The sequence below is a fragment of the Halosegnis sp. genome (assembly GCF_042216475.1).
Classification (GTDB): Archaea; Halobacteriota; Halobacteria; order Halobacteriales; family Haloarculaceae; genus Halosegnis.
The window spans coordinates 189,709-206,310 of sequence record NZ_JBDGTV010000013.1; the positions used below are offsets into that span (position 1 = coordinate 189,709).

Below are 16,602 nucleotides of genomic sequence, written 5' to 3' on the forward strand. Positions count from 1 at the left end.
CTCAGCCGCCGAGGAAGTCCCGCCGGACCTGCTGGTCTTCGAGGAGGGCATCGCCCTCGTCCATGTAGCGGTTCCGGCCTTGGACAAGCACGTACCCGCGGTCACAGCGGCGTAGCGCCTCTTTCGCGTTCTGTTCGACCATTAGCACCGCTGTCCCCGCGTCGTTGATGCGATCGATACGGTCGAACATCTCGTCGACCAGATCCGGTGCCAGCCCTGCCGATGGCTCGTCAAGCAGGAGCAGATCAGGGTCCAGCATCAGCGCCCGCCCCATAGCGACCATCTGTTGTTGGCCCCCCGACATCGATCCGGCTGCCTGGGTGGCTCGCTCCTCGAGGATTGGGAAGTAGTCAAAGACTGCCTCGATGCGGTCGCTCGGCACCTCATCGAGGATGTATGCACCCATCTCAAGGTTCTCCATCACCGACAGGCCGTCGAAGATGTTCTCGTTTTGCGGGACGTAGCCGATTCCTTCGTGGATGATGTCTTCAGGGTTCATCCCCGCGATGTCGGTACCGGCGAACTCGATGCTCCCGCCCATATACTCGGTGAGGCCGAAGACGCTCTTCATGAGCGTCGACTTTCCGGCGCCGTTTGGCCCGACGATGGTGACGTACTCGCCGTCAGCGACATCCAGATCGACATCCTCCAGAATCTGGAGGTCTCCGTACCCGGCATCGAGGTCCCGCACCTCGAGAATCCCGTCGTTACGGGTTACCGGATGGCGGTTCTCCGTCTCCGCGCTCATACATCCTCACCCAGATACGCCTCGACAACCTGCTCGTTCGCGCGGATATCGGCGGGCGTTCCCTCTGCGAGTAACTTCCCCTGGTGCATCACAATCACGTGTTCGCAGTTCTGCATGATGAGGTCCATATCGTGTTCGACGAGGAGGAAGGTGTACCCCTCCTCCGTCAGCTGGTGGATGCGGTCGAGCAACTTCTCCTCGAGAGTCGGGTTGACACCGGCGAATGGCTCGTCCAGCAACAGCATGTCGGGGTCGGTCATCAGGGCGCGAGCCAGTTCCAGCAGTTTCCGCTGGCCCCCCGAGAGGTTCCCCGCTTGTTCGCGGGCGAGATGGTCGATCTCGAAGAACTCCAAGGTGTCCCACACTTCCTCGCGGAGCCGTTCCTCGTCACGCTTCACGTCGTTCCGGAGCCCCGGTGCAACGGCATTCACGAGCCGTTCGCCTTTCTGGCCCTGTGGAGCAAGCATCAGGTTCTCGAGAACAGTCATATCCTCCAGTTCGCGGGCGATTTGGAACGTCCGCACCAGTCCGCGGTTTGCGATTTCGTGGGTGCGCAATCCAGTGATCTCCTCGCCATTAAACAGGACGGTCCCGCCGTCCGCGTCATGTACACCGGTGATGCAGTTGAACGTCGTCGACTTTCCGGCGCCGTTGGGACCAATCAACCCCGTCAGCGACCCTGCCTCAACGTCGAACCCGACGCCGTCGACAGCGGTGATGCCGCCGAACCGTTTTTCCAGGTTCTGGACGCGAAGAGGAAGTCCGCGCGGGACTTCTTTTGCCGCCTCTTCGATAGCCGAGTCGGCACTCTCGGGGTCGACATCATCTACGTCGACATCATCCGGCACGTTGGTTTCGACCGGCGCGTCCGCGGCCCCTTGCTCACTCATTCTGCTCACCTCCGGGTGTCCCAGCGCCGGCATCGTCGGAATTCGACTGCTGGCCGCCGTCGGCGGCTGGCGTCGCTCCCCCGGGCCGGTCCGGCCGTTCCCCAAGGTCGATCGTGGAGGCAATCTCGGTCCGGTGACCGAGCAGCCCCTCCGAGCGGTTCTGCATCAAGTAGACGAGGACGGTCCCGAGGAAGATGAACTTCAGGTTAGGCATATTGGCGACAGTGTAGCCGAGCCATGCTGCAGGGTCGAGAGAACTTACCGCGAGCCAGAAGTTGTTGGGTTCCGGGAGGCCGCCGAGCGTCGCCTGTGCGGCTGCATCGAGCAGGCGGGCGAACTGACGTGGCCCCTCCAGCAGCAGGCTGGCGAATACCGCTCCGCCGATGACGCTACCGGTGTTTGAGCCGGCGCCTCCAACGATGAGCGCCGTGAACACGTAGAAGGTGATGAGCGGCTTGAATGTGTTCGGGTTGACGAAGCCGCGTGTTCCCTGCCAGAGGATGCCTGCCAGCCCCATCAATGCCGACCCGAGCATGAACACCTTGATTTTGAACACACGGGTGTCCTTGCCGAGCGACTGGGCGGCTGTCTCGTCCTCGCGGATAGCCTTCAACACACGCCCAAATGGAGAGTTGCCCACCCGCCGCACCAGTACATAGTAGCTCGTAAGCACGACGAGGAGGATGAAAGCGGTGTATGTGGCACTCTCGACGACCGGCGGAGTGACACCCAGCGACCGACCGGCCGCAAGCAGAGGTTGACCCACGGCGGCCAACGGGCCGTCGAAGAGAAAGCCCATCGGCGAGTTGAGCGGGGTACTGATGCCCCGTCCGCCGCCTGTGCCGAACGAGAGGCCAAACAGGGTCACGACGTTGTAACCGCTCGCGCTGGGGTCGGTCACGGTCCCGGAGAAGGTGTCTGCTTTCAGTGTGAGCCGGATAATCTCCGAGAAGCCAACCGTGACGATAGCGAAGTAGTCGGCGTCGAGTTGGAGCGCAGGCAACGCCGCAATTCCGCCCACGAGCGCAGCGGCGATGGTGCCGCCTACGATGGCGACCGGAATCGGGAGCCCGAGTCCCGGTGGCAGCCCGCTCGGGTCGCCAGCGAGGATCGACGTGGCGTAGACACCCACCGCCATGAACCCCGCAACCCCGATGTTGAACAGGCCAGTATACCCCCAGTGGAGATTCAACGCGAGTGCGAGAAGAGCGTAGACAGCGGATAAATACAGAATCGACTGAAGTGTCTGAAACGTGGCGTTGACGACGGCCGACCCAGCGAGTGTTGCCTGCACGGCGCCAATAAGCCCGTAGATAACCGCGATAGCCACGAGCAGCACCGCGATGAGCCGTGTATCGTCGTTTTTGAGCGTGTCAGGGACGGCCGCCCACGCGCGGGTCGTGACGCTCATGCCGTGGTCACCCCGCCGAAGAGCCCGGCCGGCCGGTATAGTAACACGAGAATCATGACCGCAAAGGCTGCCACCCGCGGGAACCCGGAGGGGAGCCACACGAGCGCAATCTTCGAGGCAATGCCGATGATGATGCCTCCGCCGATGGCGCCGTATACGGAGCCGATGCCGCCAAGGATGACTCCGGAGAAGATGAACAACAGCAGCCGCCAGCCAAAGTTATACGAGAGGACTCCCCGCTCGAGGATGATTAGGAAGCCAGCGACGCCGGCGAGTCCGCCACCGATAACCCACGTCGCGCGGACGACCCGCTCGGTCGGGATACCGGTGACCTGTGCGAGCGCCTTGTTGTCGGACATGGCACGCATGGCCGTGCCGAGTTTGGTCCGCTGCAGCAGGAGATGGACGCCAAGCATCAACAGGACAGCAGCGACAATCAGCGACACCTCGTGTAGGTTCAGCGTATACGTCCCGTCGACGATGCTGAATTCGAAGGAGGGGAGCGAGGACGCGTCGGTCGCAGTGACGCCACGGGTGCTTGTCGACCAGACGAAAACAATCGCGTACCGCAGCGCCAGCGCAACCCCAATCGACGCGATCAGCAGTGAGATCCCCTCTTCGTTGCGCATCGGCTTGTAGACGATTCGGTCGAGGGCCAACACAAGAGCGACAGAGGCAAGGGCCGATACCACCATCCCCACGAGGACTGCGACCGGGGTCTGGACGACCGACACAAGGGATGGGACATTCAACAGCAGAATGTCACCGAACGTCGCGTCGATTCCGAGCGTGACGAGGGCGACGATATAGGCAGCAGCCCATCCGGAGAACGCGCCGGCGGTCAGATAATCGCCGTGCGCAAAGTTAGCGAAGTTGAGGATGCTGTACGTCATCGAGAGGCCAACGCCCGCGAGCCCGATGATGAGCCCGAGAATAAGGCCGTCAAGAACGAAGCCGACGACGTTCGAAACGGGGACGTCGCCGCCGAGCAGCTGGATGCCCGCAACCCCCGTCGAAACCCCCGCCAGCTTTGCGGCCAGGTCAATCAGCAGGTAGACGGCGGCAACGGCCAGCAGCGCCACGCTTGGCTTGCGAACGTAGTCCCGGAGGCCGTCGATTCCGAGTGATTCAGTGGCTCCCATGCGTACGATTCACGAGATAACCGCCGGCGGGCGAAGTAAAATGCCTGTCGCTCCGTGACACGGCTTGACCGCGGAACGCAACGCATTTGCGACATCCCCGGGAGCACTACACATGCCACGGACACTCGACGACCTCGACGCCGAGGGGGCGGCAGTCGGGGTCCGGGTCGATATCAACAGCCCGCTAGCGGGCGACGGCTCGTTGGCCGACGATGCACGGCTGCGTGCCCACGTCGACACATTGGCGGAGTTATGTGACCGGGGTGCACGTACCGTCGTCCTCGCTCATCAAGGTCGACCCGGCGGTGACGAATTCGAGCCGCTCGCGACCCACGCTAACCGGCTCGATGACCTACTCTCCGCGTCAGTCGGCTACTGTGATGCCACCTTCTCAGCACAGGCCCGCGAGCGTATTCGCGAGCTCTCACCGGGGAGCGCGCTCGTCCTGGAGAACACCCGCTTCTACAGCGAAGAGTACATGGAGTGGCAGCCATCCGCGGCCGCCGACACCCATCTGGTCGCGAAGTTGTCGCCCACACTCGACGCATACGTGAACGATGCCTTCGCGGCGGCTCACCGCGCCCAGCCATCGCTCATTGGCTTTCCGAGCAAATTACCAAGCTACGCTGGCCGAGTGATGGAGCAAGAACTCAAAGTGCTTGGCGGCATCGACGAGTCGCCTACCCCGCGGGTATACGTCCTTGGTGGCGCGAAAGTGACTGACTCCATCGACGTCGCCCGGTCGGTGCTTGAGCGCGGGCTCGCAGACGCCGTTCTTGTGGCCGGCATCGTCGGTAACGCGTTCCTCCTCGCAGACGGGGTCACCCTCGGGGCTGCCTCAGCAGAAGTGGTCAACGACCGCTCAACGGAGGCGGTGAAGCGCGCCGGTGATCTACTCGACGAGTTTGGCCACCGAATCTACCTCCCCCGTGACGTCGCCGTCGAGCGAGATGGCGAGCGCGTCGAACTCGGGATGGGCGACCTACCAGCGACAGAGCCGGCGATGGATATCGGCGCGCGTACCGTGGCTGCCTACGCCGACGTCCTCGAGGATGCTGGCACTGCCGTCCTCAACGGCCCGGCGGGCGTGTTTGAGGAGGAGGCGTTCGCCTATGGCACCCGCGAACTGTATGAGGCGGCCACGCGTACCCGACACAGTATCGTTGGTGGCGGTGACACCGCGGCGGCGCTGCGACGGCTCGGCGTCGAAGGGTTCACGCACGTCTCGACGGGCGGCGGCGCCGCGCTCCGGATGCTCACCGGCGATACGCTGCCGGCCGTCGAGGCGCTGGACTCGTGACCGACATCGAACGGGCGACGGCTGCCGACGTGGACGCGCTTGTCGACCTCTGGGTGCAGTTGGCTGCCAGTCAGCGCGCCCATGGCTCTCATCTCAGCCCGGCTGACAATCGCGCGCACATCCGCGAATCACTGTCACGGCGGCTCGTTACCGGCGGGGTTTCCCTCGCGCGCCTGCCGGAGTCGGCTGATGACTGGGAGGCCCACCCAGAGGGTGTTGTTGGCTTTGTCAGCTTTCACCCCGAAACGGGCGTCTATGAGCAGGACACCAACCGAGGAGTCATCGAGAACCTCTATGTGGTCCCAGAGCGGCGCGGCGAGGGCATCGGCAGCAATCTGCTCGCGGCTGCGGAAGACGCTCTCGCCGAAGCCGGGGCTGAGGCAGTCACGCTCGACGCGATGGCAGCCAATGAGCGGGCGCGTCAATTTTACCGGCGTCACGGCTATGAGCCACACCGGGTTGAGTTCGAGCGGCGACTCCAACGCGAAACGGATACAAACACGGACCGCGGATAGCAATATGCGCCAAGGGAGCTTGGGTGGTCCAAGCACCCGATTTGTAATCGGGAGTTCGAGGGTTCAAATCCCTCCCTTGGCTTCTGTCTGGCCGTTCAAAGCCACCGTCTGCCCCTGATTCTCCTCGTTCTATCGGCTCTGCAAGAGACCGAGTATTTAAATCGGCGGTGACGGTAGCGAACGTAATGGACGGTCGACTCGCCGACAGGGCATCGGGATTTGTCGCGGCGGTCGGCATCGCCCTCTTGCTCCTCGCCGTCGGCCACCACGTCACAGAGCTTGCGGCGGTAGACGACCCAGTCGGTCCCGCGGTCTCGCTCCTCCTTGACGGGCTCCCGGCGCTCGCGCTCGTATACGCCGGTTACCGGCTCTCTGGGACCGATCTCTCGGCCGGTGATCGCTGGCAGATTGGGCGGTGGTGTCTGCTCGGCGGCGTGCTGTTCGCGACCATCATGGGTGTCTCCCTCGTGGTTCGGGCCGCTGAGGGTCGAATCGTGAGCGAGCCGCTGTTGCCGCTCCTGATAGCGGCGGAGGCCGGCAGCATCGCTGGAGTCGTTGCGGGCTACCAGACCGCCCGCGCCCGCGGTGAGGCCCGCCGACAGCAGGAGGTTCGAGAGGCCCTGGAGTTCGTCAACGGTCTCATCAGACACGACCTGCGGAACGACTTGACGGTTATACAGGGGTACGCCGACCTGCTTTCGGCTGACGCCGACATCGACGGGGGCGGCGGGGGCCGCAATCCAGCGACAACCATCGCCGAAAAGAGCGAGGAGGCGCTCTCCCGTCTCGAGACGGCAGAGGCTGTTGCGAAGACGCTCGCCGGCGACCCGGCCGTGGAGCGGGTCAACCTTGCGGCCATCGCCAATGAGGTGACAGCTAGGCTCGCGGAGACCCAGGAGGCAACGGTGGAGACGGATATCCCTGAGGCCGCGCCTGTCCGTGCCAACGCCGGTCTGCGGTCAGTCGTTGACAACCTCGTTGAGAACGCACTCGAGCATAACGACGCCGGCGACCCGTGGTGCGTGTCGCCGTTGAGCGCGAGAACGGAACTGTTCGGTTGACCGTTGAGGATAACGGACCAGGCATCCCGGCCGAGGAGCAGGCCCGCGTCCGCGACGATCTGGACGCGACGGGACAGGGGGGACTCGCCATTGCCGCGACACTCATCGAGAGCTACGGTGGGCACATTCGCATCACGGACAGGGAGCCGCGTGGCTCTGTCGTGACGGTCGAGTTGCCGCAGGCGAGCGAGACCGCAGAACCGACAGGGCTCCACAACCACTAAGCACGGGACGCGCCGACGCTCTGGTAATGGACTGGACGGAAAAATACCGGCCGTCGACACTTGCCGAGGTGCGGGGCAACGACAAGGCCCGCGACCAGTTGCGCGAGTGGGCCGAGACCTGGGACGACCACCGCGAAGCGGTGATCCTCTACGGCTCGCCAGGCGTCGGCAAGACGAGCGCGGCCCACGCACTCGCGAGCGATATGGGCTGGCCGGTCATTGAGCTAAACGCCTCCGACCAACGGACTGGAGACGTTATCGACCGGGTCGCGGGCGAGGCCGCCCGCTCAAGTACGCTCACCCAGGCGGCCGAGGGTGAGCCCGGCCGGCGGCTCGTCATCATGGACGAGGCCGATAATATCCACGGCACATACGACCGAGGGGGCGCCCGCGCGGTCACCCGTATCGCGAAGGAGGCAAGCCAGCCAGTCGTGCTCATAGCCAACGACTTCTACGAGATGTCCCGGGGTTTGCGGAACGCTTGCCAGACTATCGAATTTCGCGATGTCTCTGCGCGCTCGATTCTCCCTGTATTGCGCGACCTCTGCCGGAAAGAGTCCATAGAGTTCGACGAGGAGGCGCTGAAGCGTATCGCCGACCGTAACGACGGAGATCTCCGAGGTGCGGTAAAGGACCTGCAGGCCATCGCGGACGGGCGGGATGCCATCGGTATTGAGGATGTCACCGGCGGCGAGCGCGACCGGACGAAGGATATCTTCGCCTTCCTCGATGCAGTGTTAAAAGAGGAGTCTCCCGAGGATGCGCTACAGGTCACCTACGATGTCGACGAGACGCCGGACGACCTGCTGTTGTGGCTGGAAGACAAGGCACCGAAGGTGTTTGAGGGCGAGGAACTGGCCCGCGCGTACGCCCGCCTTGCGCGGGCCGACCGCTGGCTGGGTCGCGTGCGCGCAACTCAGGAATACACGTACTGGCGATACGCAACTGACAACCTCGCGGCCGGCGTCGCGGCCGCTCGCGAGAAGACCCGCGGCGGCTGGACTCGGTACGGCGGTCACCCCTACCGCTCGTCGAAGGACGCTACCCGCGACGAAGTGGCAAGCCGCATCGCCGAAGTAGCAGGCGTCTCGACGGCGACGGCGCGTCGCGATGTCGTTCCATTTCTCGCCGCGATGACTCACCACTGCACGAACCGCGAACTCACCGTGCGAATGGCCGCCCGCTACGAGTTTGGCACTGAGGAAGTGGCGTTCGTCACTGGCTCGGGAGAGTCGACGAACAAGGTGCAGGACATTGTGGCAGACGCCGAGGAGCTGCGCGCTGAGCAGGCAGAAGCCCACGGTGGCGACGTCTTTGGGCGGCTGGAGGCGGAGGCTCGCGAGCAGACGGCTGATTCGACGGACGCGGAGACAACTGACACGGACCGAGAGCCGGAGCCCGAACAAGAGGCAGAAACGGACGACGAAGCCCAGTCCGGGCTCGGCGAGTTCATGTGACTACAACAGTCGAGAGAGGAACCGCTTGCCCCGCTCCGTCTGCGGACTCTCGAAGAACGCCTCTGGGGGCGCCTGCTCGACCACGCGTCCGTCAGACATGAGCACGATGCGGTCGCCCACCTCGCGGGCGAACCCCATCTCGTGGGTGACGACGAGCATCGTCATTCCCTCTGTCGCCAGATCGCCCATCACATCGAGTACTTCACCGACCAGCTCCGGGTCGAGCGCGCTTGTTACCTCGTCGAACAGCATCACTTGCGGGTCCATCGCGAGTGCGCGGGCGATGGCAACCCGCTGCTGCTGACCGCCCGACAGTTCGTCCGGGTAGGAATCCGCCTGCGCGTCGAGGCCGACCCGGTCGAGCAGGTCACGCGCCTGCCGTCTCGCCTCTGTCTCTGGAACACCCTTCACTTTGTGAGGGCCGACGGCGACGTTGCCCGCGGCGGTCATGTGGGGGAACAGGTTGAACGACTGGAACACCATCCCGACCTGCTGACGGAGTTCGTTCACGTTTGCGTCTGGCCCGGAGATTGGCTCGCCGTCGATACGAATCTCGCCGCCCTGAATCTCCTCAAGCCGGTTTGCACACCTGAGTAGTGTCGACTTGCCGGACCCTGACGGACCGACGACGACCACGACCTCCCGGTTCGCCACCGAGAGATCGACCTCTTTGAGGACATGGGTCTCGCCGAAGTACTTGTCCACACGCTCGTATTCGACGAGTGCGCGGCTCACCGTGTCTCACCCCGAGAGAGCCGTTCGCGGACTGCAGCACTGGCACGACCCAGCCGGCCGCCGTCTCCGCTCCAGTCGGCCCGCGACTCAAGCGCGTTCACTAGCTGGCTCATCGACATCGTGATTGCCAGGTAGAACAGACACACCCACACCAGTGGCGTCCATGGATCAAGCTGGTTCGAATTGATATTCCGGAAAACGCTCATTATTTCCGGGACAGCAATGACGGTGAGCAGCGACGTGTCCTTCACGAGGATAATCTGATCGTTGCCGATGGCCGCGAGCGCGTTGCGCCACGCCTGCGGCAACACAACCTCCCGAAGCGCCATCACCCGCGACATGCCGAGTGACCGGGCTGCCTCCATCTGGCCGTCCGCAACGGCCGCGATGCCGCCGCGAATGGCCTCGCCAACGTAGGCACCGTGGTTAAGCGTCAGCCCGATAATCGCCGCGGGAACGGCCCAATTCTCGAACGGGAACGCGCCAGTGGGCCACAGTCGTGGAATCCCGAAGAAGATGACGAACAACTGGAACAGCAAGGGGGTGCCGCGAAAGAATTCGACGTATCCCTTGGCGATGCGGCTCGTCAGCGGTGACGTTGAGATGCGACCCAGTCCGACGAGAACGCCGAGCGTCACCGACAGGAGGCTCGCAACGACGACAATCTGGACGACAAGGAAAAACGCCTCGACGAACCGGGGGAAGACGGCTTCGAGCAGGCCGAAATCGACCTGTGTCGAGACGATCCAAGTCACCATCCCGCCGACGAGGAGAAGGAAGCCGGCTGCGAGCAATTCGCCGGCCCGGCGCACCAGTGTGTCGCGCATCAGAAGTCCGCCGCCGGTGCCCTCCTCGGCGGTCTCGGAGTCAGCGTACCCGTCTGCCATGCGGGTATCAACCCGACGGCGGCGCTTGAAACTGTCGTAGCCGCGCGGTCAGCCGAAGTACTTGTCGTAAATCTTGTCGTACGTGCCGTCCTCGCGGATGGTCGCGAGTGCCTCGTTGACCTGCTTGCGGAACTCGTCGTCGTCCTGTCGGAACGCAATACCATACTCTTCGACGGTGAGCGTGAGGTACGGTGGCGCGTCCTTCCCTTGGGCTGCAGCCTCGCCTTCTCCTTCGAGGAAGACGACCTCCTCCCGCTCCTTGGCGAATCGTGCGCTGACAGTGTTGTCGTTGATGACAGCGTCAACCTGATTGTTCAACAGCGCGTCGAACGCGCCCGTAATCTGGTCGTAACTCTTGATGGTGAGTTCGCCGTCGAACTCCTCTTTGAGCGCCTCGGCGGCCCCTTCGCCGGTCGTGCCTTTCTGGACACCGATGTTCTGCCCGCGGAGGTCCTCCTTTGCGGTGATGCCGCTGTCTTTCAATATCAGCACGGTCTGGTAGGCGGTGAAATACGGGTCCGAAAAGTCGACCTTTTGAGCGCGTTCCTCATTGATGGTCATCGCACTCATGATGACCCGGAAGTTCCTATTGTTGAGAGACGGGATGATGCCGTCGAAGCTGGTCTTCTCGAATTCCGGCGTAAGGCCGAGCTGGTCGCCGAACACCGCGTTGGCAATCTCGACATCGAAGCCGACGAGCTCTCCCTCTTCCGTGCGATACTCGAACGGTTGGTAGGGGATATCCGACCCGATTGTGACAGTGTCCTCCGAGCCGCCGCCACCCAGTCCGGTGCAACCGGCTAGCGCGGCGATGCTACTGGCACCGATACCAGCGAGATATGTCCGACGGTTCAGGTTTGTGTCGCGCGTCATACCTCACCTGGTAGGCTCGAAAATTTGAACGTTTCGAAGCCGAAATTCCGGCCATTCGGCCGACGAACCCGCCTGCAATCACCAAACTGTCGACCTGCCGCGGGAGTCAGTCGTCCTGTGCGTCGACGACGGCGACGCTCGCCAGATTGACGATATCCTTCACCTCGTCACCCCGCTGAAGCACGTGCACCGGCTTGTCCATCCCCACCAGCATCGGCCCGATCGCTTCCGCACCCCCCAGCCGCTGGAGCAGCTTGTACGCGATGTTGCCTGCCTCCAGATTCGGAAACACCAGCACGTTCGCCGGCCCCTCCAGCGTCGAGAACTCGTAGTCCTCCGTCAGGAGCTCCTCAACGACGGCGGTATCTGCCTGCATCTCCCCGTCGACGGGGAAGTCCACGTCGGAATCAGCCCGCAGACTGGCGGCGGCGGCCCGCGGCTTCCGTGTTCCCTCGTTATCGACAGTGCCGAAATCCGAATACGAGAGTAGAGCCGCCCGTGGCTCCACGTTGAACCGCCGGGCCAGCTTCGCCGTCTGCTTGGTCACCTCTTCCAGCACCTCCGGGTCAGGGTCCTGGTTGACCGTCGTGTCTGCACAGAAGACCACCCGGTCTTTGAACGTCAGCATGTACACCCCCGCCGCGTACTGCGCGTCCGCCGCAGTGCCGATGACCTGCAGCGGTGCGCGCAGCGCCTCAGGGTAGTGGTGCATCAGCCCGGTGAGCATCGCGTCAGCGTCGCCCATTTCCACCATTACGCTCCCGAGGTGGTTGCCGTCGGTGACGAGTTCGTCCGCCTCCCGGCGGGTGATACCCTTCCGCTGACGCAGTTCGTGGAGCCGCTCGGCGTATGGTGCGAGGTTTGCTTCACTGGGATCGACCACTTCGGGCGCAAAGTCCAGGCCAAGCCGATCTGCGGTCCGCCGGATTCCTTCGCGGTCACCCACCAGTACCGGCTCCGCGATGCCCTGCTCGGTCAGTTGGTAGGCCGCACGAATCATTTTCTCGTCGTTCCCCTCCGCGAGCACGACCCGCTTGGGGTCGGACTTCGCCTTGTTGAGGACGACACGCATCATCTCACGACCCTTCCCCAGCCGCGCCTCAAGCTGCTCGGCATACCGTGAAAGGTCCAGGTCGACCCGGGCACACCCCGACTCGATAGCCGCCTCTGCGACAGCCGGCGCCACCTCGAACAGCACGCGAGGGTCTAACGGCTTCGGGATTACGTAGTCCGGGCCGTACTGTAGCGGCTCGTCGCCGTACGCTTTCACCACCGCGTCCGGCACGTCCTGTCTGGTGAGCTTCGCGAGCGCCTCTGCCGCAGCTCGCTTCATTTCTTCGTTGATCTCGGTTGCCCGGACGTCTAACGCCCCCCGGAAGATGAACGGGAACCCCAGTACGTTGTTCACCTGGTTGGGGTAGTCTGAGCGGCCCGTCGCCATGATGACAGTGTCCTCGCGGGCTTCCTTCGCCTCTTCATAGCCAATCTCCGGATCGGGGTTTGCCATCGCGAAGATGATGGGGTTCTCAGCCATTGACCGTACCATCTCCGGCGAGACGATTCCACCGACCGACAGCCCCACGAACACGTCTGCGCCCGCCATCGCGTCCGCGAGTCCGTCGGCGTCCGTCTTGTTGGCGAACTCCCGCTTGTATTCGTTGACGTCCTCACGATCCGGCGTAATCGGTCCGGAGGAGTCACACATCACGATATTCTCGCGGCGGGCACCCAGTGAAACGTAGAACCGTGCCGTCGCCAGTGCCGACGCGCCTGCACCCGAAAAGACAATCTCCAGCTCAGAAAGCTCCTTATCGGCAATGTCACAGGCGTTGAGCAGGGCCGCCCCGGAGATGATAGCGGTCCCGTGCTGGTCGTCGTGGAACACGGGGATATCCATCTCCTCACGCAGCCGCTCTTCCACCTCGAAGCAGGCGGGCGCCGAAATATCTTCAAGATTTATACCACCGAACGTTGGCTCCATCGCCCGCACGCTCGTGATTATCTCGTCAGGCTCCGCCTGATCGAGTTCTATATCGAAGACATCGATATCGGCGAATCGCTTGAACAGGACGCCCTTCCCCTCCATCACGGGCTTGGACGCCTGCGCGCCAATGTCGCCGAGGCCGAGCACCGCCGACCCGTTCGAGACGACGCCGACGAGGTTTCCCTTCGTCGTGTAGCGGTAGGCGTCGGCAGGGTTCTCCGCGATGTCGCGACACGGCGCGGCGACGCCGGGAGAGTACGCCAGCGAGAGATCACGCTGGGTGTTCGTCGGCTTCGTCGTCGAAATCTCCACCTTACCCGGGGGGTCCGACGCGTGATACTCCAGCGCGTCTTCTTCTAATCCCATGCCGGAGGACGGCACGGCAGCCTCAAAAACCTACCCGAAACGGCGTTCGTCGCTTGTCGAATTAACAGAAGCGCGTCCGTTAAGTCCAGCCGGTTCCGAACCAAGGTATGAAGTTTCGGAGAGTCGCCGCGGGCACCGTACTACTCGCGGGGGTGACGATGCTGCTCGGTGTATTTACGGCCGCCGAGGGAGCGGGCCTCACGTGCGCCCAGCGGTGGCCGCTGTGTGACGGGCCGCTCGGCGGTCTCCTCCCTGCCGATTACCTGAGTTTCGTGGAGTGGATTCACCGTGTCGTCGCTGGCACCACGGGGTTGGTGGTTCTCGGGGCCACCGCCGCCGCCCGGCTAACGGGCCAACCCCGGCGGATTCAAGTAGCATTAGGAGTGGCGCTGGTCATCCTCCCGGTGCAGGTGGTGCTTGGCATGCTGACAGTGACGACGTACGAGTGGCTCGTCCTCGTGGCCCACTTCACGACGGCGACGGCCATCTTCGGGCTGGTGAGCCTCGCCGCGGCGTGGAGCTACGGGCGGCACGTCAGCTCGGTTGGCGGTCGCTACGCGGCGCTCGCGGGGGGATTACTCGCTGTCCCGGCGGCCGTCGTCTCGCCGCGCTTGCTGTTCTCGTTCGGCTCGGCGGTGCAGGTTGGCTACTACGCGCTGCTGCTCACGGCCTTCGCCGCACTGCTGGCTGCGACAGCATGGCTCTCAACAGGCCGGAGCCAACACCTGTCGGGCGTCGCCGCAACGCTCGTAGCCGGCCTGCTTGTCCTCGGCCGACAGAACTACGGCCAGTCTGTCGCCTTCGCGACGGTTGCTGTGCTTGCGGTTGTCGCGGCCTGTGGTCTACTCGCCGGGTCGACTCGCGAGAGAGGCATCGCTGAGCGGTTCCGACCAGAGGGTCAGACTCGCGACTAATTGGCCTGTTTCGGAACGTACCCACCCGGCCGGCGTGAAAAGTGGCCGGCCGGGCGGGCGGGTGCGTCCCCGAACCACCACGACACCCATCACCCCCCAGCAACGGGTGTCAAACGGTCTGTAGCCGTCCGGTGGCATAGTATACTCTACGTTGGAATGGTTTAGCCCCTTCTCTTTGTACCTAGAGTGTGTTTATGTGGGTGGGACCGACGCCGCGTTTATGTCGCCGCCGCCCGACCGGACTGTATGAGCGAGACGCTCTCAGCAGAAGAACTTGAGGCACGACTTCCCGATGGCTGGCACGGCGACCGCGAACAGATTGCCCGGACGTTTGAGTTCGACTCTTATCTTGAGGGCGTCGGCTTTGCCGCCGCCGCGGGTGGCCTTGCCGAAGAGGCGTTCCACCATCCCAGCATGACTGTCGAGTGGCGTGAGGTCGAGGTGCGGCTAACGACGCACGACGCAGGTGGTGTCACCCAGAAGGACATCGATCTCGCGACGCGACTGAACGAACTCGCGGACTGAATGGAGGGGGCGTACGTCTTCCGAGCACAGTTCCGGGTCGAACCAACGGACGAGGATGTATCACTATCGCCCAATAGGTTCGAGACGATACTCCGCAAGCGCGCCTCCACCGGGCAAGGATGGATGGCTATTCTTCCGCGACAACTGCTGGCGTGGCGAAGCCAATGACCCCACACATCTCCGGCAACGCGCCGAGAAGACACTCGGAGTTACTGTCGAATCTATCGAGTTTCGCGAGCTCGCCTGCGACCGTGACTACCACGAGCAACTCAAGTCGGCCATCGCTGCAGACCTCAACCGATTCCGTGCGGAGGACGCGACGACTGCACTCAGGAACTACCTCGGCAACAGTATCCGAATTACCGACGACAGTCAGGCGAACACGTCCTGATACTCGTTGCGGTTGACCTCCTCCCACCCCTGAAGGGGTGGGATTCCCGAACGTTGGGATATTAGGGTTTGCAGTCCACCACCTCGGCCTGCGGTTGGAATCCGCAGGTGAGGTCGTACAGGTGGACTGCTGGCTGTGCCAACCAGCCGGTACTCCTATCCCCACCCGAACCGGGTGCAGACTCGGAGTTACTTTCCTCGTTGATGTTGAGACGGATGTTCTCCGCCCCGTTCACGTCGGCGTTGAACGCCGCATCACACGACTCGCACACGTACAGGCCGCGTTCGACGCGCTGACTGCCGTCTTCACGACCGCACACGGAACACGTCTTGCTCGTGTCCTCCTCGGAGACTTCCACGACCTCGATGCCCTCGACCTTCGCCTTGTACTCGAGGATCGAGGTGAAGCGGTCGAACGCCCACCCGTGCAGGTCGAGGTTGCCGTGCGTGCCCCAGTTCTTCGAGTCGCTGTTCCCGTCCTCGCGGACGCCTTCGAGCTTGCCGACGTTGATGCGGCCAACGCCCTTCTCGATACATCGCTCTACGATGTCTTTGGCGAGGGCGTGGAAGAAGTGAGTGCGGCGCTCCGACCACTTCCGATGCAACCGAGTCGCCCGCTCACCACCCGAGTCATCGCACTTGGCGATCTCCTTCGGGAAGTAGTACCCGTCCTGTTTCAGGCGGTTACCGGGGTACAGGTCGGCGTCCTCGGTGCTGTAGGCGACCGCGGCGAAGTTGCTGATGCCGAGGTCAACACCTGCCGTCTCGGTGCCGGGAGCGGTGGGTGTCTCGATCTCGTCTTTGCAGACGAGGTGTAGCTCCCATCGTTCCTTCTGCTGGTCGTAGACGGCCCTGACCTGTTGGAGGTTCTCGACTTCGACGCCGGGACGCGTCTCGTACTCGACGAGGATGTAGTCGCGGTCGCGCGGGTGGTCTTTGTGGTTCGCACCTTTGGAGAGGCGGACGCGGTTGTGCTTTGGGTCGTGGCGGATGCCGTTCTGCTTCCACGTCACCGTTGAACGCGGGTGTTCCTCGTGGACGCGTCGGCCCTCGTCGTCGTGGTAGTTCTTTTTGCGGTAGCCGGGTGGATTCGCCCGATCATCGGTTTTCCGTTTCTCGTACCAGGAGTTGAAGGCTTCAGCGAGTTCCTCCAGAACCCGCTGACTGGACTGGCTGTGCA

Annotated in this window: 17 protein-coding genes and 1 tRNA gene; 9 read left to right on the forward strand and 9 right to left on the reverse strand. The window is 63.4% G+C overall.

Translation table 11 applies throughout. The annotated features are described in order from the left end of the window. Position 1 precedes the first annotated feature (1 nt). The 4 genes from ABEJ63_RS09560 to ABEJ63_RS09575 are packed head-to-tail and all read right to left on the reverse strand — an operon-like array spanning position 2 to position 4,191. Complete coding sequence (locus ABEJ63_RS09560) at positions 2–748, reverse strand: ABC transporter ATP-binding protein (RefSeq protein ID WP_375796138.1); 747 nt, start codon at positions 746–748, stop codon at positions 2–4. After that, positions 745–1,638 carry an ABC transporter ATP-binding protein gene (locus tag ABEJ63_RS09565; RefSeq protein WP_375796139.1) on the reverse strand — a complete coding sequence of 298 codons (894 nt, stop codon included), beginning with the start codon at positions 1,636–1,638 and terminating at the stop codon, positions 745–747. The genes ABEJ63_RS09560 and ABEJ63_RS09565 overlap by 4 nt, the downstream gene beginning before the upstream one ends. After that, entirely contained in the window at positions 1,631–3,049 is a 1,419-nt protein-coding gene (locus tag ABEJ63_RS09570) for a branched-chain amino acid ABC transporter permease (protein ID WP_375796140.1), read from the reverse strand. Before ABEJ63_RS09570 ends, ABEJ63_RS09565 begins: the two co-directional genes overlap by 8 nt. Then, complete coding sequence (locus tag ABEJ63_RS09575; protein ID WP_375796141.1) at positions 3,046–4,191, reverse strand: branched-chain amino acid ABC transporter permease; 1,146 nt, start codon at positions 4,189–4,191, stop codon at positions 3,046–3,048. Before ABEJ63_RS09575 ends, ABEJ63_RS09570 begins: the two co-directional genes overlap by 4 nt. Positions 4,192–4,303: 112 nt before the next feature. Here ABEJ63_RS09575 and ABEJ63_RS09580 point away from each other — a divergent pair, with 112 nt between their 5' ends. From ABEJ63_RS09580 to ABEJ63_RS09605, 6 genes are all read left to right on the forward strand, one after another. After that, on the forward strand, positions 4,304–5,491 hold the full coding sequence (locus tag ABEJ63_RS09580) for a phosphoglycerate kinase (protein WP_375796142.1): 1,188 nt from the start codon (positions 4,304–4,306) through the stop codon (positions 5,489–5,491). Further along, entirely contained in the window at positions 5,488–6,006 is a 519-nt protein-coding gene (locus tag ABEJ63_RS09585) for a GNAT family N-acetyltransferase (protein ID WP_375796143.1), read from the forward strand. The genes ABEJ63_RS09580 and ABEJ63_RS09585 overlap by 4 nt, the downstream gene beginning before the upstream one ends. Positions 6,007–6,014: 8 nt before the next feature. Then, a tRNA-Thr gene (locus ABEJ63_RS09590) sits at positions 6,015–6,088 on the forward strand. A 103-nt stretch (positions 6,089–6,191) separates the two neighbouring features. Then, the gene (locus tag ABEJ63_RS09595) at positions 6,192–7,067 is read left to right on the forward strand and encodes a histidine kinase (protein WP_375796144.1); all 876 of its coding nucleotides are present in this window, start codon (positions 6,192–6,194) and stop codon (positions 7,065–7,067) included. Further along, a complete protein-coding gene (locus ABEJ63_RS09600; RefSeq protein ID WP_375796145.1) occupies positions 7,025–7,291 on the forward strand; it encodes a sensor histidine kinase in 267 nt (88 codons plus the stop codon). Before ABEJ63_RS09595 ends, ABEJ63_RS09600 begins: the two co-directional genes overlap by 43 nt. Positions 7,292–7,317: 26 nt before the next feature. Next, positions 7,318–8,748, forward strand: a complete 1,431-nt coding sequence (locus tag ABEJ63_RS09605; RefSeq protein WP_375796146.1) for a replication factor C large subunit — start codon at positions 7,318–7,320, stop codon at positions 8,746–8,748. On the opposite strand, the gene ABEJ63_RS09610 is transcribed toward ABEJ63_RS09605, so the two are convergent. From ABEJ63_RS09610 to ABEJ63_RS09625, 4 genes are all read right to left on the reverse strand, one after another. Continuing rightward, positions 8,749–9,483 carry an amino acid ABC transporter ATP-binding protein gene (locus ABEJ63_RS09610; RefSeq protein ID WP_375796147.1) on the reverse strand — a complete coding sequence of 245 codons (735 nt, stop codon included), beginning with the start codon at positions 9,481–9,483 and terminating at the stop codon, positions 8,749–8,751. Then, positions 9,480–10,370: an amino acid ABC transporter permease gene (locus ABEJ63_RS09615; RefSeq protein ID WP_375796148.1), complete on the reverse strand. Its 891-nt coding sequence runs from the start codon at positions 10,368–10,370 to the stop codon at positions 9,480–9,482. The genes ABEJ63_RS09610 and ABEJ63_RS09615 overlap by 4 nt, the downstream gene beginning before the upstream one ends. A 48-nt stretch (positions 10,371–10,418) precedes the next feature. Next, positions 10,419–11,225, reverse strand: a complete 807-nt coding sequence (locus tag ABEJ63_RS09620) for a basic amino acid ABC transporter substrate-binding protein (RefSeq protein ID WP_375796158.1) — start codon at positions 11,223–11,225, stop codon at positions 10,419–10,421. Between the two features lie 124 nt (positions 11,226–11,349). Continuing rightward, a complete protein-coding gene (locus ABEJ63_RS09625) occupies positions 11,350–13,593 on the reverse strand; it encodes an NADP-dependent malic enzyme (RefSeq protein WP_375796149.1) in 2,244 nt (747 codons plus the stop codon). A gap of 107 nt (positions 13,594–13,700) precedes the next feature. Between ABEJ63_RS09625 and ABEJ63_RS09630 the strand changes: the two genes are divergently transcribed. The 3 genes from ABEJ63_RS09630 to lwrS all read left to right on the forward strand — a co-directional run bounded on the left by ABEJ63_RS09630 (position 13,701) and on the right by lwrS (position 15,423). After that, positions 13,701–14,507: a heme A synthase gene (locus tag ABEJ63_RS09630; RefSeq protein WP_375796150.1), complete on the forward strand. Its 807-nt coding sequence runs from the start codon at positions 13,701–13,703 to the stop codon at positions 14,505–14,507. Between the two features lie 246 nt (positions 14,508–14,753). After that, a complete protein-coding gene (locus tag ABEJ63_RS09635) occupies positions 14,754–15,032 on the forward strand; it encodes a 4a-hydroxytetrahydrobiopterin dehydratase (protein WP_375796151.1) in 279 nt (92 codons plus the stop codon). Between the two features lie 55 nt (positions 15,033–15,087). Further along, positions 15,088–15,423, forward strand: coding sequence for an LWR-salt protein (lwrS, locus tag ABEJ63_RS09640; RefSeq protein WP_375796152.1), 336 nt, complete (start codon positions 15,088–15,090; stop codon positions 15,421–15,423). A gap of 61 nt (positions 15,424–15,484) precedes the next feature. On the opposite strand, the gene ABEJ63_RS09645 is transcribed toward lwrS, so the two are convergent. Continuing rightward, positions 15,485–16,602 (reverse strand): RNA-guided endonuclease InsQ/TnpB family protein (locus ABEJ63_RS09645; protein WP_375796153.1); only part of this gene is annotated, 1,118 nt, incomplete at its 5' end.